Genomic DNA, 20,572 nt, shown 5'->3' on the forward strand with positions numbered 1-20,572 from the left:
GTCAGCCGGCGGCGTGCGGATCGACCATGGTGTGGGCGTAGACGATGCCCAGGCCGTAGGCGCCGCCGTGCTCCTTGACCACGTCAGTGGTGGCGGCGTAGGTCTCGGTGCGGGCCCAGTCGCGCTGGAGCTCCAGGAGCACCTGCAGCCAGGTGACGGGGACGGCGCCGGTGGCGGTCATCCGCTGGATGGCGTGTTCGTGGGCGGCCGGGGTGACGCCGGCGGAGGCGTCGGCGACGACGTACACCTCGTAGCCCTGGCTGAGCGCGGACAGGGCGGGCAGGACCAGGCAGACCTCGGTCCACAGGCCGCTGAGCACGATCTTGTGGCGGCCGGTCGCCTTGACGGCTTCCACCAGGGCCTCGTCCTCCCAGGCGTTCATGGAGGTCCGGTCGACTATGTCGTGCTTGGGGAAGACCTCGCGCAGCTGCGGCAGGATGGGGCCGGAGAAGGAGGCAGCGGCCACGGTGGACAGGACGACGGGGACGTCGAAGACCTTGGCGGCCTTGGCCAGGCCCACGGTGGCGTTGATGACGGCGACGCGGTCGGCGCTGGCGGCGCCGAAGAACATCTGCGGCTGGTGGTCGACGAACAGCATCATCGCGTTGTCGGGGGTGAGCAGGTCACGGCTGGGCGCGGCAGTGACGGCGTCGAGATCGAAGTTGAAGTCCGACATGGTGGGTTCCTTCCCTGGGTGAACGGTGGGTGAGGTGGTGCGAGAGGCGGGCGGGTAGCAGCCGCGGTCGGGTCAGGGGCCGAAACAGGGGTCGAGGGCGGCGGGGGGCTCTTGTGGTGCGGCGAACCCGCGGGCGGCCCTCCACTGCCGGTGCTGCTCGCCTTCCGCGACGGCTTGTGCCAGCAGGCCGGCCTGACGGGCGCCGGCCGATGGCGGCAAGGTGGCCTGGTAGCCACCGAAGCGGGCGACCGGACTCCAGGCAGGGCTGAGCGGCGGGAGCGCTTCGTCGAGGCCTTTGTACTCGCCGCATGCGTAGACGATCCGGCCGCCGACGACGGTCAGGACGGCCTCGATGTGCGCGATGTCGTCCGGGTGCACGGCGAAGAAGTCGTGGCTGAGGACGGCGAAGTCGGCGTACCAGCCCTCCTTGAGGACGCCCTTGACGTCGTCCTCGCCGGTGATCCGGGCGCCGCCGCGCGTGTACAGCTCAAGGGCGAGCTCGCGGGAGACCAGCCGGTCCGGCGGGTAGAGCGCCAGGTCGCCGACGGTGCGGCCGGTGACCAGCCAGTGGAGGGCGACCCAGGGGTTGTAGGAGGAGACCCGGGTGGCGTCGGTGCCGGCCGCCAGTGGGATGCCGCAGGCGAGCATCTCCTTGAGCGGCGGGGTGTGCGCGGCGACCTGCGGGCCGTAGCGGTCGGTGAAGGCTTGGCCCTGGAAGGACATCCGGTTCTGGACGCTGATCGCGCCGCCGAGCGCGGCGATCCGCTCCAGGCTGTCGGGGGTGACCGTTTCGGCATGGTCGAAGAGCCAGCGGTTGCCGCCGGGGAACAGGCCCTCGGCGGCGAGCTTGTCGAAGACGGCGAGGTCCCGGCGGATGGTCTGGTCGTAGGTGGCGTGCAGCCGAAATCCCCAGCCGTGCTCCAGCAGCAGCCTCACGGCCCGCTCGAACTCGCCTTCGTAGCCGGCGGACAGCTGGGGGCGGGGCTCGGAGAAGTTCTCGAAGTCGGCCGCAGCCCAGGTCAGGTTCTCCCCGGCGCCGTTGAGCCGCAGCCACTCGTCGCCGTCGCCGGGCCGCACGCTCTCCACCCAGCGGGTGAGGTCGGCGATCTCCTGCCCGGCGGTCTGCGGGAAGAGGTGGTAGCCGATCCGCACGCTCAGCTCGCCCTCGCGGGCCAGGTCGATGACGGTGGCGTAGTTGTCGGGGAAGCTCTGGAAGCCGCCGGCGGCGTCCACGGCGGAGGTGAGGCCGAAGCGGTTGAGCTCGCGCAGGAAGTGCCGGGTGGAGACCTTGCGGTCCGCCGCGTCCAGGGTCGGCGCGGCGGCGAGGGTGGAGTAGAGGATCAGCGCGCTCGGCGCTGCCAGCAGCACCCCGTTGGGCCGGCCGTGACGGTCGCGGACGATCTGCCCGCCGCGCGGGTCGGGGGTGTCCCGGGTGAAGCCGGCGGCTTGGACGGCGGCCCCGTTGAGGATCGCGGACTGGTAGAGGTGCAGGACGAACACCGGGGTGTCGGGGGCGGCCTGGTTCAGCTCGGCGGGCGTGGGCATCCGCCGCTCGGCGAACTGCTCGGCCGACCAGCCGCCGACCACCCGGATCCACTGCCCTTTCGGGGTGCGTCCGGCCTGCTCACGCAGCATCGCCAACGCCTGGCGCAGCGAGGCGACGCCGTCCCAGCGCAGCTCCAGCACGTAGTTGAGGCCGCCGCGGATGACGTGCAGGTGCGAGTCGTTCAGGCCGGGGACGACGCGTCGGCCCAGCGCGTCGACGACTCTGGTTCGGGGCCCGACGTGGGCGGCGACCGCGGCGTCGTCGCCAATGGCGGTGATCTTGCCGGCGCGGACGGCGAGCGCGGTGGCGGCCGGGGACAGTGGGTCGCCGGTGTGGATCCGTGCGTTGCGCAGGACGAGGTCGGCGCGCTCGCCGGTCCCGGGTGCGGGGGTGACGCCGCTGACCGGCATCGTGGACATGGGGCTCTCACTCTCGGTGGGGTCACGTCATAGGGGCGCGGGCACAGACACGGCCGCGCGCTGCTCGGCCGGCCCGGTGGCGGGCTCAGAGGGTGCGGCGGACGCCGGCGTGGCGTTCGAGGTTGCGCAGCTGGACCGTCAGGTCGCCGTCGACGGCTTGGCGGGCGGGGCCGGTGCGGCCGAGCGGCAGCACTTCCTGGCCGCGCATGTCCTCCAGCATCAGGGCGAAGGCGGCGTACATCGAGACCGCGGCCAGGAGAAGCCCGAGCGTGCCGGAAAGGTTGAGGAGCCAGTGCACGCCGGTCAGGTTGGCGGCCGCGGCCACCGAGAAGCGCGGCACGGCGGTGCACAGCACCAGCCACAGCGCACGCTTGGGCTTGGCGACACCGGCCATCAGCAGGGCGAACAGGGCGAAGCAGAGGTTCAGCACGCCCAGCACCCGGGAGCCGCCCGTCGGCGCGGTGGCCAGGACCAGCGAACTGGCCAGCCACATCCCGGAGAAGCAGGCCATCAGGGTCGCCGCCAGGACATCCCGGGCACCGAACGCCAGCCATCCGACAAGGAGTTGCAGGACAAACGCGGGGAGGATGGTCAGTGCGACGGCGCGCTCGGCACCGTCCTCGAACAGGCCGAGCTGGAGGCAGCCGACGATGGTCGAGGCGATGGCCACGGTATAGAAGCCGAGCGGCATCGGCGAGGCGATGGGCCGCAGGGTGATGCGGGTCATGCCGCGCAGATCAGGCTCGTGGTGGCGGCCTCCGGCGGGCCGGATTGGAGCCGCGGGTTCCTCGGGGCTGTTGTCGCTGGTGACCATGGGGTCTCCTCGGGCTTGGCACGGGCGCGGTCGGCGGCCGGGGCCCGGGCCGTGGCGGCGCTCCGGTCCCCTGCCCGCCGTCCGCCCGGGGGGTGTCAGTGGGCGGCGAGGGCCTTGCGCAGCGTGGCGATGGCCAGCGCGATGGCCACCTCGGCGCCCTGGGTGCCGCGCAGGGCGTTGAGCAGGACGAAGTCGTGGATGACCCCCTGGACGCGGACGGCGGTCACGGCCACGCCGGCCTGCCGCAGCTTGGCGGCGTACGCTTCGCCCTCGTCGCGCAGGACGTCCGCCTCCGCGGTGATCACCAGCGCCGGGGGCAGGCCGGTGAGCTGCTCGACGGTGGCTCGCAGCGGGGAGGCGGTCATCTCGGCGCGCTGGCTGTCGTCGGTGGTGTACTGGTCCCAGAACCACCGCATACCGTCGCGCCGCAGGAAGTAGCCCTCGGCGAACTGGCGGTAGGAGCCGGTGTCGAAGTTGGCGTCGGTCACCGGATAGAACAGCACCTGGTGGGCGAGCGCCAGGCCGCCGCGCTCCTTGGCGAGCAGGGTCAGCACCGCGCTCATGTTGCCACCGACCGAGTCGCCGGCCACCGCGATCCTGCCGGCGTCCAGCCCGTGCGCGCCACCGTGGGTGACAACCCAGCGGGCAACGGTCCAGACCTGCTCGACGGCGACCGGGTAGCGGTGCTCGGGGGAAAGGTCGTACTCGGGAAAGACCACCGCGGCACCGGTTCCGACGACCAGTTCACGCACCAGCCGGTCGTGGGTGTGGGCGCTGCCGAAGACCCAGCCGGCGCCGTGCACGAAGACGATCACAGGCAGCTCACCCTGTGTGCCGGCGGGCCGCACGATCCTGGCCCGCACCTCGCCGGTCGGTCCGCCCTCGACGGTCACCCACTCCTCGTCGACCGCGGGCAGCTCGACATCGCCGGACTGCACCTCCTCGACGGCCTTACGGCCCTCCACCGGAGCCAGCTCGAACAGGAACGGCGGCGTTCCGGTCGCCTCGGCGAAGGCTGCGGCCAGCGGCTCCAGAACCGGCGCGACAAATGCGTGGTCAGTCACGGATCGGACCTCTCTGCGGATCGAGGGTGCACGCCGCGCGGATCAGGCGGCGCACATCCGAAGCTAGAGGCCAGGCGAGAGGACCGGTTGCCTGTACGTGCCGGCCTGCTGCCCCTCGACGCAGGCCTTCACAGCCGTGCGGGCACGAAAGGAACAGACCCGTGCACGGGAAGGCAACCGGGTGCCCGGTGTCACCGGGAGGATGGGCGCCGCCGCACCCGAACACCGCGCTGGAGGGCTGGTTTGTGCTGCTGCTGGACCTGGAGGACCTCGCGCCACGCGACAGGGTGGACGCGTTCCACCACGCGATGACGGACAACTCCGTGCCGAACGAGATCGTCCACGAGGAATGCGAGACGGGCATCAGCGCCCGCATCGAAGGCTGGCGAATGGGCGGCCTGGACCTCTTCGACATGCGGAGCTCCGGGCTCGAGGTCCGCCGCACGGCCAAGCACGTGCGCCAGCACCGAGACCGCCCCGTGGTGTCGGTCTCGCTCCAGACCCAAGGCATCCACCGAGCCGAACAGGCGGGCACCCGGTTCACCCTCGGGCCGCAGGACATCTGCGTCTTCCACGAACTCGCACCCCGCACCTACGGCTGGTCCGGGCACGGCGCCTCGCAGGCCCTCACCGTCGACATGGAACATCTCGGCCTACCGGTCGACACCGTGATCCGGGCCTCCGTACGGCTTCGTTCCAGCCCCGTGCACGACCTGCTGCTGGGGCACTTGCGGTCGCTGTTCCGGGATCCGGGCCGTCTCGGAGCGGACCCCGGAGCCGGCGCCCTCGCCAACGCCACCACCGACCTCGTACGCGCCCTGCTGACCTCGGCTGCACACGACGAACGGGACCAACGGGTCAGGGAGGCCATGGACAACTCCCTGGCTACCCGGATCATGGCGTACGCACGCCGCCACCTCACAGATCCCGATCTCGGGCCGGAACGCATCGCTGCCGAACACGCCATCTCCAAACGGCAGCTCTACGTTGTGCTGGCACGGGCGGGCCTCCGGCTCGAGCAGTGGCTCATCGCCGAGCGGCTGGAAGCGGCGTGCCAGCTCCTGGCCTCACCCCGTCACGCGACACTGCCCGTCTCCGCCCTGGCGGCCCGGTGCGGCTTCACCAGCCCCAGCCACTTCACCCGGCGCTTCCGCGCCGCTTACGGGACCACGCCGAGTGAGTGGCGTCGCCACCGAGCCCGTCCCACCGAATACTGATCGTTTCAGAGCAAGTTCGGCTGCGGGCCCGTGCGCTTGTCGATCTTGGGCGGTAGGGGTTCCAAGTGCGTGCTGATCTTGTTCCTGAGGGCCTGCGGCAGTGGGTGCCCCACTGCTGCCATGTCCGGCAGCGGCCCGTACGCGGCCTCGTAGGCGGTGACCCGGGCGATCGGGCCGTGGCCGTTGTTCGCGACGTGGCGAATCGGCCGGCCGGCGGCCTCCTGGCACAGGGCCGCGTAGGCGGGGGTGTCGAGCATGTCGTGCCAGGCGGCGTCCACGGCCGGGGAGAACATCTCGGGCGCGGACTGGCCGTTCTTGAAGCGCTGGCCGGTGATGGTCAGGAGAAGCGGCGCAGCTCGATGGTTGCGGTGGTCACGATGGTGCCCCTCTCGGTGTCGAGTGGTGCTCGCCCGGCCCGGTCGGGTCGGCCGTCGTGCCGTTCGACGCCGCGCACCCGAGGATCCCCAGGTCTCGTCCGGGTGCGCGGCGGGTTCAGAGGGCACTGGCGGGCCGGGATGCGGCGGCTTCGGTGAGGCGGTCGAGGCGCTCGTAGAGGGCGCGGATGAGGCGGGCGCGGCCCTGCGCGCACCGCACCGTGCCGTCCGGGGCAGCGGACAGGCGCCGGTCGGCTTCGTCCAGGACGACGTCGGCGAGGGCGCGGGCGGCGTGGTCGGCGAGCAGTTGGTCAGCGGCGCGGCGTACGTCGGCGGCGACTGCGCGGGCGGCGCCGGTCAGCTGCAGTGCGATCTGGTGGTGGTCCGCCGGCTGTAGCCCTGTCTCGCCGGTCCGGCCAAGCGCGGCCTTGGCCAGGCGCTCGTGGGTGCCTCGGTCGAGGGGGAGTTCACCTTCGAGGAGCCCTTCGGGGTCGCGCAGGGCCAGGTGTCTGCTGCTCATCAAAGCCTCGTTGGGGCGGTCTCGCGGGAGGGCAGGGGCGGGCAGAGCCTGGCCGCCGTCGTGCTCATGGTTCTCGGGCTGCCGGGCGAGGAAGCGGGACAGGCGCGCGCCGGTGATCTCGTGAAGCGGCCTCAGCGCCAGAGGCTCACTCGAAGATCAGCGGCTGCCGGGTGGCATCGAAGTCGGGGCCGGCTGTCAGCAGGAAACGCCGAGCTCGGTACACCGTCAGGCCCCCGGCATCGTCGTCCCCGGCCGCCGGCTCGCGACCAAGGCGTCGACGTCGTCTTCGGTGAACCAGCCAGGCAGCCGGCGGTGATCACGGCCGTGTAGGACGGTGCCTCCCGGCGTGCACATCCGCAACGTGCAGACCCAGTCGCATGGCAGCAGGGCGCATCCACGGGCCTGGCCGGGCGCTAGCTAGGGCGTTTCCTGGTGGGAGGCGTAGCGGACCCAGGCGTCGGTGAGGTTCTGCAACGTCGCGCGGGTGGAGCCGAGGTCCTCCAGGTAACCGGTGAAGGTCTCCAGCCGGTCGGGACCCTGAGGCCACTGCGGATCGGCCGCGGCCGACCTGGCCAGCTCGCCGAGTACGCCGCTTGCTGCCACGTGCCCCAGGAGCCACGTCGTGAAGCCACCCATCGGGCCATCCCCATATCGCCACAACACCCTCAACGGGCCCACGGTGCGAGCCCCGGGCGCAACCGGTGGCCGTCCCGCGCTGGAGCCGGATGCCGATGCCCGGGCGCACGATACGCGAACACCACCGGCCCCCGGAACGGGCGCGGCAGGTTTCGGCCGACCAAGGCCCGCAGCCAGCGGCCGACATCGGCGGAAGATCGACTTCCGGGCATGGGCGGAGTCAGCGAGACTGGAAGGAATGCAGCCCGGAACGCGACCGAACCGAGGTGCCTGATGGCGGAAGCGGAAGAGGATGCCCCCACCCTCCGCCTGGTGGCCGAACGCCTGATGAAGGCGCACCCCCATCTCGATGTCGACCTGGTGCGCGGCTCGGTGCAGACGGCGTACGAAGAACTCCGGTACGCACGCGTGCGGACCTACCTTCCCGTCCTCATGGAGCGCCGGGCCCGGGACCTGCTGCCCGACGGCCAAGGCGAGATCGACACCTGACCCCCGCCGCACCCTGAGGTGGTGACTGTTTCCCGGTGAGGCTGGTGTGGGGCTGCTGGTCGCGGCGCTTGACGGCTACTGCTTCCTGGTAAGGCTGCCGGTGTTGGGCTCGGTGACGATGTCGAGCGTGACCAGGCGTTTCAGTTTGGCGCGGGTGCCTTCAATGTTCTTCGGCAGCAGTTCATGGTCGAGGGCTTCGCAGACCTCCCGGGCCGGGTCTGTCAATCGAACGGTGTAACGAGGGTAGTTGGGGCTATTGGCTGGCTGAGGAGAGTCGGCCCTATTGGCGGGCTGAGGAGAGTCGGCCGTCGAAGGTGATGTCGAAGGCGTTCAGGGCGGTCTTCCAGCGCATGGTCCAGCGGGCCTGGCCCTTGCCCGTGGGGTCCAGGGACATGATCGCCATGTAGACGCACTTCAGAGCGGCGGTCTCGTTCGGGAAGTGCCCGCGGGCCTTGACCGCCCGCCGGATCCTCGCGTTCACGGACTCGATCCGGTACACCGTGGGGCGGGTCGCTTACGCGCTCGGTGGTGTCGTGCGCAAGCCTTCGAGGAGGGCTGCGAGGTAGCGGTGTGCGGTGTCGGCCCGGTTGGCGGGGGTGCCGCCGTGGACGCTCACGGCGTGGGCGATGCCGCACATGAGCGGGACGAGGTCGGCGGCGGCGAGGTCGGGGCGGACCACTTCGGCATCGCGGGCCCGGGCGAGGAGGGTGGCGCCGGCCGATGCCAGTGACTTCTTGAGTTCCGTGGTGCGCGGCAGGGCGTCCGTGGCCGCGGCGGCGACGGGGGGCAGGGCGGCGTCGGTGACCTGCGCCTCGACGGTGTGGAAGAGGAAGCCCGTCAGGCTGCGCCAGGGGTCGGCATCGGTCAGCGCCTGCTGGCCGTGGGCGGCCAGGGCTTCCAGGCATGGCGCGGCGACGGTCTCCAGCAGCGCTTCGGGGGTGGCGAAGTGACGGTAGACGGTGCCGACGCCGAGCCCGGCCCGGCGTGCGACGTCGTTGAGCTGCAACGGTGTGCCCTCGTCGACGAGGTCGCGGGCGACGGAGACGATCCGCTGCCAGTTGCGGGCCGCGTCCTTGCGTAGAGGCGTCGTCATGAGGCCATGTTAATCGGATGGTTCATCCGGATGCTTCCGCCGCCCGCCGGGTGCCCGCAGCGCCGCGCCGCCCGTACGACGCTCAGGCGGGGGCGAGCGGTGCGTGCCGTTCGCTGAGTCGGCGTACGGCCTCGGCGACGCGGGGGTCGGCCGCCGCCCGGTGTGGGGCGACCGGGTGCGCCTGGGCGCCGATGACGATGCCGGTTCGGCCCGTCAGCGTCTCGTCGGTGGCGGCCGCGATGGAGGGCCTGGCTGCCGCGGACGCCGGACCCGAGGTCGAGCGTTCGAATGTGCGGCGCACCAGGGGCCACAGCAGCCGCAGGGCGGGCGAGACGATCTTCGGGTCGGTCATGGTGCCGTTGGTCATGTCGGTCGCGGCCCCTCCGGGATCGGCGGCGAAGACCGAGACGCCGGTGCCGTCCAGCCGGTCTGCCAGGTCCAAGGTGTAGGCCAGGTTGGCGAGCTTGGCGCGACCGTACCAGTGGAAGCCGTAGTAGCCGCCCGGCGGCTCGACGGCGTCGAACACGCGCTTGGCCACGGCGACCGCGCCCGACGTCACGTTCACGATCCTGCTCGGCGCACCGGCCGTGAGCGTGGGCAACAGCAGTTCGGTCAGCAGGTAGGGCGAGAGGTGGTTGACGACGAACGACGCCTCGACACCGCCCCGGGTCTGGCGCTCGGCGAACATCGCCCCGACGTTGTTGACCAGCACCGTCAGCGGTTCCCCCGAGGCGGCGTGGTCGACCGCGATCGTCCGGGCGAGCGCACGCACCTGGTCGAGCGAGGCGAGGTCCGCGGACAGGAACCGGGCCGGGTGCACCGAGCCCGCCGCGTTGATCCGCGCGACGGCCATGGCTCCCCGTTCGGCGTCGCGCCCGATCACCGTGACCGCGAACCCTGCGACGGCCAGCCCCAGCGCCACCTCCAGGCCGATGCCCCCTGTTCCGGCCGTGACCACTGCTGTCTTCTTCATGCGCTCCTCCACTCCGGCAGCCAATCGGATAGATCATCCGCTTAACCCCGGACGGTAGCACGCATTCGGATGAACTATCCGCTTGGGGCTTCGGCCGCAGCGGCGGTCCGCCCGCCGACAGGGGGCAGGCGGATGGCTGGGGAATTGCGTGACCGTCGACACCACGGTCACAGAACTGCTGGAGGAGCTGGCGGCCGGCCAGCTGACGGTCGCCGAGCAGGAGCAGCGCGCCCGGGCCGCGGCCGCCGAGCTGGGGCTGACCTACAGCGAGCAGGTCCAACAGACCGGCCAGTCCGCCTGGGATCGGATCCGAGCCCACCAGGACGGCGCGGCCGCGTGACCTTGACCGCGGTCTTCGGCCACACCGCGCTGATCGACTTCTACCAGGCCGACCCCTTCTTCACCGGCCCCGACATCGAGTCCTCCCGAGGCACCGGCCAAGTCCTCGTCCCCGCCCTGTCGCTCCTGGCCGCCGAGCGCGCCCTCCCCGGCGCCGGCGCGCACGCCGGCAGGCTGCGGTTCACCACCACCGTGCCGTTCACCGCGGACCACGCCGCGGAGGCAGCCTCCTGGCCGCAGGCCCCTGGGCCGTCACCCGCCCCGCCGCCCTCGCCTGGGCCGCCGCCAAGACGGGGCAACCCGTCACGGTGCAGTCGCTGGAGCCGGAGTTGTACGACGGCACGGGGATCCAGCCGCTCAGCCCGCTGCAGTAGGACTGCAGCGGTCCACGATGGGGGCGGCTTCGCCTTGCCCGTGGCCCGGCAGGCCGCGCGTGCGGGGGACGACCTGCCACGGAGCTCCGGGCAGGACGAGGGCGCTGGCGCTCGGCGTTGCCGTGGAGATCAGGGGAGCGGCGCGCCCGCCTCGCACACAGTGGCGGCCGTCGCTGGTCGCCTTGGCAGGCTTCAGTCGGCGCAGGGGGGCAGCCCGGCCGGTGGTCCGGCCGGGCTGCCTGGTCGTCGGGCGGGCGGGGTCAGGCGGTGGGGCCGCCGATGCGGGTCCAGTTGGCGCCTTGGCCGGTCCAGCGGTAGACCGCGTCATGGCGGGGCGAGATGCCATAGGCGGTGCTGCCGCTCACGACGAAGGTCGCGCCGGGACCTCCTACGCGGGTCCAGGAGTCGGCCCGACCGGTGTAGCGGTACAGGTCGCCGTTGCGGGGGCTGGTGGCGAAGAGGCCGGCGCCCCCGGCGTACAGGTCGGTGGCCGGACCGCCGATGCGCTTCCACGTGGTGCCGCGGCCCGTCCACTGGTAGACGGCGTCGCCGCGCGGGGAGATCCCGTACACGCCGTTGCCGCTGACGGCGAAGGCCTTGCCGGGGCCGCCGACCCGCGTCCACGAGCCGGGACGGCCGTTGTAACGGTACAGGGCTCCGGTCTGCGGGTTCGTGGCGAACACCCCGGCCGCGCCGGCCTGGATCGTGGCGGCCGGACCGCCGATGCGGGTCCACGTGCTGCCGCGGCCCGTCCACTCGTACACAGCGGCGCGCTGGGGGGAAATGGCGTACAGCTTGTTCGCGTGGGTGACGGAGATGAGGCCGCGGGCGGTGTCACCCGCGGGCACGCCGGGCGCGGGTGTAGTGGGGCCGTCGGTGATGGCTCGGTAGCGCAGCGCCTTGTAGGTGCTGGTGGGGTGGTTGGCGAGGGTGCTGGCGTTGAGGTTTCCGTCGGTGTAGCGGCCGGTCGGCACCCGGCGGCTGCTCTCCTGGTAGTAGACGAAGGTTCCCTGGCGCTTGTCGATCCAGCCGCCGAAGAGGACCACGTGGTTGGTCGAGTTCAGGATGTCGCCGGGCTTGAGGTCCTGGGAGCTGATGGGGGTGGAGACGTTCGGCAGGCTGAGGGTGGTGAGGCTGTTGCGGAGCTGCCAGGCCATGGACACGTATCCGGAGCAGTCCTGGCGGTACGGTCCGCCGGTCGCCGGGTCGGTCCACCAGCTGTACGGGTACGCCAGCCCGTTGGTGCTGTACGGCACCTTGAGGTCGACCCAGACCTGGGCGCGGCGCATGACCTGGTCGCGGGTGACGGTGCCGCCGGGGGCCGCGCCGGCCCCGATGCTTCCGGTGGACGTGGCGGGCCGGTCGCCGCCCTGGACGCTGTCGGCCCGGGCGATGCCGGTGGCGAGGGAGCCAATGAGCGCGGCTCCCGCCAGGGCGGCTCCGCCGCGTATCAGGCGGGCACGGGTCAGGGACATGACAGTTCTCCTTCGGTGGTGGCTGGAGGCTTGCGATGTGGTGAGGCGGTGTGAGGTGCCGGCGGGTCAGCGGCCGGACGCGCCGTCGGCCTGGTGCAGCCGCTGCTCCAGGGCGGCCAGGACGGCACGGTCCTCGGTGTCCGTCGTCGCCTGATTCCGGGCCGCCGCCGGTTCGGTGGTCTGCAGGACGGAGACTCGGACGCCGGAGCGCACCGTGTAGATGCGGTGGGTCGCGCGGCCTGTCGGCAGGCCGGTCACCGGGGTCCAGGCGCGCGTCCACAGCGCACCCGCCGCCGTCGCCGCGCCGCGGGTGACTCGGGCGTCGACGGCACCGCCCTGGGACTTCTGGTACTGCTGCGACCGCTGCTCGCAGGAGGCCAGTGCCTTCGCCAGGGCGGCGTGGGCACGGGCCGCGCGCTCGGCCGAGGCGAAGCGGAAGGTGTCCTGGATCGCGACCGCGTCGCCTTTGCCGGTGTGGGCCTGCTGGCGCCACTCGCCGAATCCGCCGATGCCGGCGCATTCGTTGAGCGTGACCGCGGGCCCCGCAGCGCGGGTCTGGGGTGCTGCGGCGGGTTTCCAGGCGTGGGTACCGCGGCCCGGCAGCGCGTCGGACGCGAGGTCCGGTGCGGCGGCGGCCGCCGGGGTGCCGGACGCGCCGCCGCCGCGGTCCGCCGGGGCACCGGCGGCGCCGGCACTGACGGCCTGCCGGTCGGCCGCGACCTGAGCAGCCCTGCCCGGACTGCCGGAGTCCGCTGCGCAGGCCGACAGCAGTCCTGCCGCGAGGGCGACGGCGGCGACCTGCCGGACGAATGAACTCGCATACTGTGTACGGGAGTTCACATGCATCGACATCAGTACCTCCTGCGGCTCGGCCGGTTCGTCGGCGAGGTTCCGTCTTTCGTGGACAGCTCCACCGTCGGGCCCGTAGGAGTTCGTCACGGCCGACGGTGTGCAGAACCGCAGGTCAGTGAGTCCGTCATGGACGAACAACGAATGTTCACGAACAATGGGGGGCGGTTGTGAGAGGGAGAGCCGGGCGTCCGCTGGGCGAGCTCAAGGGGCGGACCGAGGAGGCAAACGCGCTCGCGCAGTTCCTGCGCGAGCTGACCCGGGGCACCACCGTGCAGGAGCTGGCGAAGCGGTCCGGGGGCAGCAAGGGGCAGTGGAGCGAGTACCGGTCGGGCGTGAAGCTCGTACCGCCGGACCGCCTCCTGCCGCTGATCGACCTGCTCTACGGACACGACCCGGGCCGCCGGGACGCACTGCGGCGCAAGGCGGTCCAGCTGTGCCGGGCAGCGTTCGAAGCGGACCGGGAATCGCGCCCGGCACCGCGGCCCGCGGAATCCGAGGCCCGCAAGCAGATCCAAGAGGACCTCGCACGCGCCGACGAGCACGTCGAGGCCCTCGCCGGCATCATCCCCTCACTGCGGCGCCTGATGCCGTGGCTGGCGGAAGCCGGTCCCGGGACGACCGCCTCGGCCGTGGCCGAGGTGCCGCCAGGCGCCCGCCGCCGACGCGCGGTCCAGCCCGGCAGGGTCGCGGCGCTGTCGGTGTGCGGGGCGGTACTCGTGACCGGCGGCCTGGTGGGCTCGGCGTACCTCGACGACCGGAACCTGGACCAGCAGGCCAACGCAGCGGCCGCCCATCCGCAGCCCGGCCCCACCACCACCGGGAACCCCGCAGGCGCCGGTGCCGGCACGGGCCTGGGCACGGCACCCGCACCGCCGACTACCGCCCTGCCGCCCCTGGGCGGGACCGCATCCGGCCCCGCGGCCGCCCTGCCGGAAGCCGGCTCCGCGCCTCCCCCGGATGGGCGCGGGCGCGAAGCGGCCGCCCCGGCGACAGGCCCCGCATACATGATTTCCGCCGACGGTCAGGCCGTGCTCCGCTGGAACGGCTCGGGCACGGGCTGGCAGCCGATCGGCGGCCCCGCCGGCAGCATCCATGCAGGCAAAGCCGGCCTGTTCGCCACCGACCCCGACAGCGGCTGGATTTTCCGGTACGGCGGAGCGCCAGGACGCTGGAGCCGGGTCGGCTCGCCCGGCGCCCAGTTCGCCGTCGCAGGCAACGGCCTGTACGCGCTCAAGCCCGAGCAGGACGCCGTCATGCGGTGGACCGGCCGGGCCGAAGAGTGGGAGCGGGTCGGCACGGCCGCCTCGAAGCTCTACGCCGGCGGCGCGGGCCTCTTCGCCACGAACCCCGACACCGGCCGCCTGTGGCGGTACGGGGGCAGCCCTGGGGTCTGGCAGGACGTCAGCGAGCCCGCCGCCGACTTCGCCGTCGGCCCCGGGCACCTGTACCGCCTCGCCACCGGACGGGACGGAGTGTGGGAGTGGAAGGGGAACGGTGACTCCTGGACCAGGATCGGCGGACCCGCCCACTCCATCCACGCCGGCGGCCCCGGTCTCTTCCTCGTCGAACGGCCCTCCGGGCGCATCCTCAAGTACGACGGCCGCCCCGGATCCTGGTCGCCCATCGGACGGGCCGGCGCCCAGCTCGCCATGGACGGCCAGTACCTCTACCGCCTCTCGGCCGACCGGAAGACCGTCTCCCGCTGGAACGGGTCCGGTGACCGATGGACGGTGATCGCAGGCCCCGCCCGCGCCATCGCCGCGATGGAGCCGTGATCAGCTCACCGAGACAGGCCAGACCGCATCCCCGCCGGGAGGCCGCACCCCTGCCAGGCTGAATCGAGCAGCTGTCCGCGTTCGGGATGAGATGGGCGTGATGAGCGTCGTCGCGATCGCGGCGGCTACTTGCTTGCCGGCTCCCTGATACCGGCCGGGGCGGTGTCAGTAACGAGGAGAGCCCGCCGACCTGATCGGTCGTGCGGGCCCTTGTGCTGCGCGGACGGAAGGCGGACAAGCTCACGTAATGACGCGGCCTGCCGCTCGCCGTGGGCTCCCCGGGAGGGATGTGCTAATAGCCGAGGTCCTTCTGCTCGGTTATCAGGCGTCCGGCGATGTGCAGGTTCCCGTCGGAGTCGAGCACCGCGATGATCTTCTTCGTCGAGCCGTGGTGGGTCGTGAAGTAGATCTTGTCCGCCTCCTGCGAGGTCGAGTGGTTCGTGTTCACCGACAGCTCGATGCTCACCGGGGAGCTGATGAGCACATCCTTCTTCGGCGAGCCCGGGTAGACCTGGTTCTCCCGCAGCTTGATACGGGCGTGGGTGTCTCCCTCGTCCCAGTCCGACGCCACTCCGAGATCGATGTCAGCCATGCGACTTCCCCCTTCAGATCCGGTGGATGGGCCTCCGGCCCGGGCCGTTACGGCCGCCCGAACCACGACAAAACCTATACGGACAGTCCATCAGGGGTAACGGAGAGTTCTTCACGTGACCGGATTTCTGTCCAAACAGTCCGGAATCGAAGTTCAAGCCACCAGAGAGTTGAAATGCCCTGAAATCGCCGTGACATCAACGACCCAACCGGCCTGCTGGGCAGACGCTTCGCCGCATCGAAAGGCGGTATGGCTGTTCCTCCTGGATTCACCAGCTACCTGACAAGGACGTCCTGGCGGCGGCGAATGGGTTCCCGTGGACCGTTGCTGCGCGAGGACGTCGCGGTCGATGTACGGGTCGACGGCGGCGCGGACCAGGTGTTCGCGCGCGGCCAGGTGCCGGTGGGGACGGCGGGGAAGAGGCTGGGCGCATGGCTGCCAAGCTGATCGTCTACCCGCCCGACGAGCAGGGCCGGCGCCGGGTGCGCTACGACGGCGTCGCCATCGGCGTCGCGCACCGGCCAGCCGACAGCAGGGTCGTCGTCTTCCGGGAGCGGCGGCAGGGCGGCTTGTAGGCGGGCGGGCACACGGGGCGCTGCGCCTCCAGTTCGGCGGCACGGCAATGTTTCTCGTGCGCGTCGACGCGGGCGGCCTGGTCGAGGACTCCGCCGTCGGGGGTTGTCGAGGGCGGCCGTCAGTGTCTGCTCGCCAGTCCGTCCCAGCCGCCACCACACCGCCGTGCTCCTGGAGCTGATCCAGGGTGGTACTGACTTCAGCTCGTTGGGGTGAATCGTCGTGAAGTCCCTGATGGGTGTGGGTGGGTGTCTGTTGCGTGGTGTGTGAGGTATGCGGATGGGGGTGGGCTGTCTCCTGCAAGGCGTCGGCGTCGCGAAACGTACGGATGCAGGCGGCCGAGCTGTTCGAGCAGCGGATCGCGGTGTCGGAAGTCGCACGCAGGCTGCGGGTGAGCGTGAAGTCGGCTTACCTGTGGCGCCAGTTGTGGCGGGACGGTGGTGTGGGGGCTCTGGGCTCCCTCGGTCCGAGCGGGTCACGGTGTCGTCTGTCCCCGCGGTGCCTGGACAAGCGGGCGGGGTTCCTGGAGGAGGGGCCGGCCGCGCATGGCTGGGTGGAGGATCAGGTGTGGACCGCGTCGAGGGTGGCCACGCTGACCGGCCGGAAGTTCCACATCGCCTACAGCGTCTCGGGTGCCACCCGGTTGATGCACCGGCTCGGCTTCTCCCCGCAGGTGCCCGCGCGGCGGGTCGCCGAACGCGACGAGCAGGCCGTCACCGTGTGGCGGGGGCGACCTGGGCGGAGTTTCCCCGAGCGTGGTGGTGGCACCGACGAGAGGGATTTCGCCTACGTGGCGGGGAAGGTGGAAATCGGGGTCGGGCTCCCAGACCGTACGCCGGTTCTGTCTGGTGACCGTGTACGTCAAGGTGGGCATCCGGCCGAGTCGTTCGGCGATCTGTTCACGTAGCCGACTCAGGCTCGGTGCCGTGCCCGTCGCGTGGAGGACCATGCCGATATAGGGCCGGATCTTCTCGTTCCGCCGTTCGTAGGTGAGGAAGCATCCGTCGATCGCGTTCGGGCGATGGGTCATGATCGTGATCACCAGGCGGGGTGAGGGTGTACCGCGGAACCCTACGCGTGCACCCATGGACAGTGATGAGCTAACCGACGGGGGTGCCGCCACGTTACGAGCCGTGCCGTGTGGTCGGGCGATGTTCGGCAGGACGGGCTGAGTCCCGCCTCCGCCATCGGGGTGGGGCTGGGGGGCGATCGCGTACTCCTGGCGGCCGGGCTCGTTGCTCCATGGGAAGGCGTACGCCCCCCACCTCGTGAGCAGGGAGCGTGCGGCGGTCCGTCGTTGACCCGCGCCCGGGGCGTGGCGGTGCCCGAGCTGGCGAACTCCGCCCTCCCGTGGCCGGCCGGATCAGAGAGGCAGCTGACATGCTCACCCGCCCCAGCGGATCTCGGGCCACACCGGACCAGGTGGACCGGCTGCTCGCTGCCGCGATCACCGCGGAAGACCCCTACCCCGTCTATCGGGAGCTGCGGGAGATGGGACCCGTACACACCACCGGCGAGGGCGAGCTCCTGGCAGTCAGCCACGCGGCGTGTGCTGAGGCGCTGCGGGACGACGCGCAGTGGAAGGCGGTGGGCTCCACTCGATTCGAGCACCGTGAGGTCAGCGACGGCATGGTCTACGGGTACCAGCAGCTGTACCGAACGTTCATCGCCCTGGACCCGCCCCATCACACCGCTCAACGCCGGGGGCTCACCCGGGCCCTGGCCGCCCGTGCCGTCGCGGCCGCCGAGCCGGGCATCCGCAGTCTGGCGGTCGCACGGGTCTCCGACCTGGCCCGGGCGATCCGCCGGCATGAACGGGCCGACTTCGTCGCCCTGCTCGCCGACCCCTACCCCTCGCAGGTTTTGTGCCACGTTCTGGGGCTTCCCGTCGAAGACGCCGCCGTACTGCTGCCACCCGCCACGGCGGCCTTCTGGATCCTGGAACCCGCGGCCACCCGTACACAGATGGTGGCCACCGGGTCGGCTTGCGCCGCCCTGATGCGTCATATGGAACGACGACTGGCCGAAAACAGTTTTGATCCCCATGGGCTACTCGCCGAACTCCAGCGGGCGGAGGCCTCATCGGATGGGCTGCTGCCCGCCGGGTACGCGGCGCGTACCGCCGGAATGCTCCTCATCGCGGGCAGCCAGTCCGTCTCGACCCACCTGGCGTCTGCCGTGCACACACTGCTGCGTCACCCCGAGCAGGCACAGCGGCTGCGGGACGACCCGGACGCATTGCCCGGCGCCATCGAGGAACTGCTGCGCTTCGACCCTCCGGTCCACTACGCCAAGCGCCGGGCGGCGTGCGACGGTGTCTTCCACGGCCACCCGGTCCGCGCCGGCCAGCTGCTCAACATCGCCATCGGCGCCGCCAGCCACGACCCCGCGCTCCTGGCGGATCCCGACCGTCTCAACCTGGACAACCCCCGTACTCCCGCGCTGACCTTCGGCGGTGGCATCCACTACTGCCTCGGTGCGGCACTCGCCCGTCTCGAGATCGGCGCCGTCCTCCCTGCCCTGGCCCGGGAGCTCCCCCGCCTGAGGGCTGCGGGTCCACCCCTGCGCCGGCCGGGCAGCATGCACCGCCAGATCAAGGAGTTTCCCGTCACCGCTTCGCACACTTCGCCGTCATTGCCGACATCGCCCTCACGGCTGCCCGCGGCTCGCTCCGGAATTCCTGGTGCGACGACGTCGGTCCAGGGGTCGCTCCCCTCCGTCGTCCGTCGCCGGTTCGCCACCGAGGCGGGGCCTTTGGCCGCCCTGTACAGCCCACCCGCCCCCGGTGTTCCCGAACGCGGAGCGGTGGTGCTGGTGAGCGGGTATCTGGGGTGGAAGGAGGACTTCCTGCCCGTGCTTCCGTTACTGTCGGAGGGCGGCTATCACGTGTACGCGTACGACCATCGGGGCCAGCACGAGTCCCCGGGCCCGGCCGGGCCCGGGGAGTACACCCTGGAGACGTTGGCAGCAGACCTGGTGCGGATCGTGCAGGAGGTCTCCTGCCAGGGGGTCCATCTGGTCGGTCTGTGCATGGGCGCCAGCGTGGCCCGTCTCGCCGCCGCCCGCTCCGCCGGGAAGGTCCGCACGGTGACGCTTGTCGGGGCCACGCTGGGCACGAGTCTCACGCAGCGCCTCCAGTTGCGAGCCGCCGCGCTCGCCGGGCGGTTCGTCGAGCCCAAGTCCGTGGCACGGGCCGTCCTGGCGGGCTGGGACCGTCCCGGCCCGCGGCAGGGCGCGGCCGCAGGTGCGGGTCAGTCCACCCTGACACGCCTGTCGGGGACGAGCTCCGACCACCTGCTGGGTCTGGCCCGGTCCTGGGCCGACGTGCAGCATGCCCAGCACCGGCGGCCCAAGCGGACCGACGGGCATCTCGAGCCGCGCGGGGCCGTGCTCCCCGGCGTCCCCGCCCTGCTCGTCCACGGGGCCAAAGACTCCCTCTACACCCGCGATCAGTACGCGCGTGCCGCCCTGGCCCTGGACGCGCCGGTCGTCGCGATCCCCCATGCCGGCCACTGTGTCCATCTGCACCAACCGCACGCCTTCACCCAGGCGCTGCTGGACTTCTGGACGGACCTGGAAGGGAGCGGCGGGCGGGCGCCCGTGAGTCGGCGTGTGCCGAACGGTCCGTCGACAGGTCCGGGCGTCGGCGAAGGAACGGGGAAAGGATGGAACCGCTGATGTCTCGAGCATCCAGGTGGCGCGATGCGCGGCGGCGGTCGGGTCGGCTGGCGATGAACGCCTTCGGCCGACTCGTGACCCGCAACCCGGTCTGGGACGGGCGGCAGGCGCCGCCTTGCCCCGCCCGCCGGCGCGGACTGCCCGCGGCGGACGCCGTGCCTTTCGTACTGCTGGGAGACTCGTGCGCCCTGTCCGTGGGCCTGCCGGCCGAGGGGGTATCCGTCGCCTCGGTCCTCGGCGAGGCCTTCGCCCGGGAGTACGCCGGGCCGGTGCAGGTGAAGGTGCTGGCACGGGCGGGTGCCACCACGGGTTCCATGGCGGCGCAGGTCCATGCCGCGGTCGGCTTCGGCCGTCCGGGCGTGGCCGTGGTCCTCGTCGGCGCGAACGACGTTCTCGCTCCGGGTTCGCTGAAGCGGCGGGCCGAGGTTCTGGGGACGTACGTCCAACAGCTGAAGGGGTGCGGCTGGCAGACGGTGGTGGCCACGTGCCCTGATGTCGGCGCCCCACCGGCTCTGCGCGCCTGGGTCCGGCCGATCGCCTCCCTGCGCTCCCGGCGCCTTGCCCGCGAGCAGGCCGCCGCGGCGCTGGGGGCCGGGGCCGTGGTGGTGTCGCTGGCCGTTCCCGAGTTCCGGGATCGCTCCGCGCCGCTGTACTGCCCCGATGGTTTCCACCCCTCCGCCGAGGGCTACGCCCTGTATGTGGCCCGGGTCGCGGTGGCGGTGCGGGCGCTGGGGCGCGCGGCCCGGTCGGCGGGACGTATCGCGGTGCGCGCCCCGGTGTTCCTGCCGCTCGAACAGGCGGCCGGGCACGTGCTGACGGAGCCCGGTGCCAGCCTGTTCCCCGTCCGCGAGCCGGCGGGCAGCGTGTTGTTGTGCCGGTTCGCGGGGGTGGACGGTGCCGGCCCGTTGGGAGCGGGCGACGGGGTGTGCGCGCGGGGGCCGGAGGGAGCGGGCGGCGCGCGGGAGGGTGTGGTGTCCGTCGCCCTCACCGGGTGAACGCCTGCGCGCGCCCGGCCTGCGCCTATCGGCCGTGGCCTTGCAGTCTCGGCTGAGCGGGGGTGCTCACCGTACCGCGGGGCCGAGAGCACCGCTCG

20 protein-coding genes and 2 pseudogenes are annotated in these 20,572 nt (G+C 72.0%); 8 read left to right on the plus strand and 14 right to left on the minus strand.

All coding sequences use genetic code 11. The annotated features are described in order from the left end of the window. Nucleotide 1: 1 nt before the first annotated feature. The 4 genes from ACZ7H1_RS18950 to ACZ7H1_RS18965 form a co-directional block, all read right to left on the minus strand. Nucleotides 2–676 carry a hydrolase gene (locus tag ACZ7H1_RS18950; RefSeq protein ID WP_470788010.1) on the minus strand — a complete coding sequence of 225 codons (675 nt, stop codon included), beginning with the start codon at nt 674–676 and terminating at the stop codon, nt 2–4. 72 nt (nt 677–748) lie between these two features. After that, entirely contained in the window at nt 749–2,641 is a 1,893-nt protein-coding gene (locus tag ACZ7H1_RS18955) for an amidohydrolase (RefSeq protein WP_470788012.1), read from the minus strand. Nucleotides 2,642–2,726: 85 nt separating this feature from the next. Next, nucleotides 2,727–3,455: a GPR1/FUN34/YaaH family transporter gene (locus ACZ7H1_RS18960; protein ID WP_470788014.1), complete on the minus strand. Its 729-nt coding sequence runs from the start codon at nt 3,453–3,455 to the stop codon at nt 2,727–2,729. 95 nt (nt 3,456–3,550) lie between these two features. Continuing rightward, a complete protein-coding gene (locus ACZ7H1_RS18965; RefSeq protein WP_470788016.1) occupies nt 3,551–4,519 on the minus strand; it encodes an alpha/beta hydrolase in 969 nt (322 codons plus the stop codon). 161 nt (nt 4,520–4,680) lie between these two features. Here ACZ7H1_RS18965 and ACZ7H1_RS18970 point away from each other — a divergent pair, with 161 nt between their 5' ends. Further along, nucleotides 4,681–5,736, plus strand: a complete 1,056-nt coding sequence (locus ACZ7H1_RS18970) for an AraC-like ligand-binding domain-containing protein (RefSeq protein WP_470788018.1) — start codon at nt 4,681–4,683, stop codon at nt 5,734–5,736. Nucleotides 5,737–5,741: 5 nt separating this feature from the next. Here ACZ7H1_RS18970 and ACZ7H1_RS18975 read toward each other — a convergent pair whose 3' ends face one another. The 3 genes from ACZ7H1_RS18975 to ACZ7H1_RS18985 all read right to left on the minus strand — a co-directional run bounded on the left by ACZ7H1_RS18975 (nt 5,742) and on the right by ACZ7H1_RS18985 (nt 7,266). Further along, a complete protein-coding gene (locus tag ACZ7H1_RS18975) occupies nt 5,742–6,029 on the minus strand; it encodes a hypothetical protein (RefSeq protein WP_470788020.1) in 288 nt (95 codons plus the stop codon). Nucleotides 6,030–6,228: 199 nt separating this feature from the next. Beyond that, complete coding sequence (locus ACZ7H1_RS18980) at nt 6,229–6,630, minus strand: restriction endonuclease (RefSeq protein WP_470788022.1); 402 nt, start codon at nt 6,628–6,630, stop codon at nt 6,229–6,231. Nucleotides 6,631–7,047: 417 nt separating this feature from the next. Continuing rightward, nucleotides 7,048–7,266 carry a YozE family protein gene (locus tag ACZ7H1_RS18985; protein ID WP_470788023.1) on the minus strand — a complete coding sequence of 73 codons (219 nt, stop codon included), beginning with the start codon at nt 7,264–7,266 and terminating at the stop codon, nt 7,048–7,050. A 273-nt stretch (nt 7,267–7,539) separates the two neighbouring features. Between ACZ7H1_RS18985 and ACZ7H1_RS18990 the strand changes: the two genes are divergently transcribed. Continuing rightward, a complete protein-coding gene (locus tag ACZ7H1_RS18990) occupies nt 7,540–7,755 on the plus strand; it encodes a three-helix bundle dimerization domain-containing protein (protein WP_470788024.1) in 216 nt (71 codons plus the stop codon). 75 nt (nt 7,756–7,830) lie between these two features. On the opposite strand, the gene ACZ7H1_RS18995 is transcribed toward ACZ7H1_RS18990, so the two are convergent. The 4 genes and pseudogenes from ACZ7H1_RS18995 to ACZ7H1_RS19010 all read right to left on the minus strand — a co-directional run bounded on the left by ACZ7H1_RS18995 (nt 7,831) and on the right by ACZ7H1_RS19010 (nt 9,821). Next, a complete protein-coding gene (locus tag ACZ7H1_RS18995; RefSeq protein WP_470788025.1) occupies nt 7,831–7,980 on the minus strand; it encodes a hypothetical protein in 150 nt (49 codons plus the stop codon). A 55-nt stretch (nt 7,981–8,035) separates the two neighbouring features. Beyond that, a pseudogene (locus tag ACZ7H1_RS19000) lies at nt 8,036–8,245 on the minus strand (transposase); the annotation flags it as partial. 24 nt (nt 8,246–8,269) lie between these two features. Next, the gene (locus tag ACZ7H1_RS19005) at nt 8,270–8,848 is read right to left on the minus strand and encodes a TetR/AcrR family transcriptional regulator (protein ID WP_470788027.1); all 579 of its coding nucleotides are present in this window, start codon (nt 8,846–8,848) and stop codon (nt 8,270–8,272) included. Nucleotides 8,849–8,930: 82 nt separating this feature from the next. Beyond that, nucleotides 8,931–9,821 carry an SDR family NAD(P)-dependent oxidoreductase gene (locus ACZ7H1_RS19010; protein ID WP_470788028.1) on the minus strand — a complete coding sequence of 297 codons (891 nt, stop codon included), beginning with the start codon at nt 9,819–9,821 and terminating at the stop codon, nt 8,931–8,933. 148 nt (nt 9,822–9,969) lie between these two features. On the opposite strand from ACZ7H1_RS19010, the gene ACZ7H1_RS19015 reads away from it, so the two are divergent. Beyond that, entirely contained in the window at nt 9,970–10,161 is a 192-nt protein-coding gene (locus tag ACZ7H1_RS19015) for a hypothetical protein (protein WP_470788029.1), read from the plus strand. Between the two features lie 633 nt (nt 10,162–10,794). Here ACZ7H1_RS19015 and ACZ7H1_RS19020 read toward each other — a convergent pair. Then, entirely contained in the window at nt 10,795–12,009 is a 1,215-nt protein-coding gene (locus ACZ7H1_RS19020; protein ID WP_470788030.1) for a hypothetical protein, read from the minus strand. A gap of 66 nt (nt 12,010–12,075) precedes the next feature. Further along, nucleotides 12,076–12,861 (minus strand): hypothetical protein, encoded by a 786-nt coding sequence (locus ACZ7H1_RS19025; RefSeq protein WP_470788032.1) that lies wholly within the window; start codon nt 12,859–12,861, stop codon nt 12,076–12,078. Nucleotides 12,862–13,028: 167 nt separating this feature from the next. Here ACZ7H1_RS19025 and ACZ7H1_RS19030 point away from each other — a divergent pair, with 167 nt between their 5' ends. Continuing rightward, complete coding sequence (locus tag ACZ7H1_RS19030) at nt 13,029–14,636, plus strand: hypothetical protein (protein WP_470788034.1); 1,608 nt, start codon at nt 13,029–13,031, stop codon at nt 14,634–14,636. A gap of 292 nt (nt 14,637–14,928) precedes the next feature. Here the strand turns inward: ACZ7H1_RS19030 and ACZ7H1_RS19035 are convergent, their stop codons facing one another. Continuing rightward, complete coding sequence (locus ACZ7H1_RS19035) at nt 14,929–15,228, minus strand: DUF6342 family protein (protein ID WP_319317860.1); 300 nt, start codon at nt 15,226–15,228, stop codon at nt 14,929–14,931. 431 nt (nt 15,229–15,659) lie between these two features. Here ACZ7H1_RS19035 and ACZ7H1_RS19040 point away from each other — a divergent pair, with 431 nt between their 5' ends. From ACZ7H1_RS19040 to ACZ7H1_RS19055, 4 genes and pseudogenes are all read left to right on the plus strand, one after another. Next, nucleotides 15,660–15,803, plus strand: a complete 144-nt coding sequence (locus ACZ7H1_RS19040; RefSeq protein WP_470788036.1) for a hypothetical protein — start codon at nt 15,660–15,662, stop codon at nt 15,801–15,803. Between the two features lie 264 nt (nt 15,804–16,067). After that, nucleotides 16,068–16,545: pseudogene (locus ACZ7H1_RS19045) on the plus strand (helix-turn-helix domain-containing protein); the annotation flags it as partial. Nucleotides 16,546–17,181: 636 nt separating this feature from the next. Next, a complete protein-coding gene (locus ACZ7H1_RS19050; protein WP_470788038.1) occupies nt 17,182–19,479 on the plus strand; it encodes an alpha/beta fold hydrolase in 2,298 nt (765 codons plus the stop codon). Further along, nucleotides 19,479–20,474: a GDSL-type esterase/lipase family protein gene (locus tag ACZ7H1_RS19055; RefSeq protein ID WP_470788040.1), complete on the plus strand. Its 996-nt coding sequence runs from the start codon at nt 19,479–19,481 to the stop codon at nt 20,472–20,474. Before ACZ7H1_RS19050 ends, ACZ7H1_RS19055 begins: the two co-directional genes overlap by 1 nt. Nucleotides 20,475–20,572: the final 98 nt, after the last annotated feature.

It is taken from the genome of Streptomyces sp. NPDC037401, assembly GCF_055602345.1.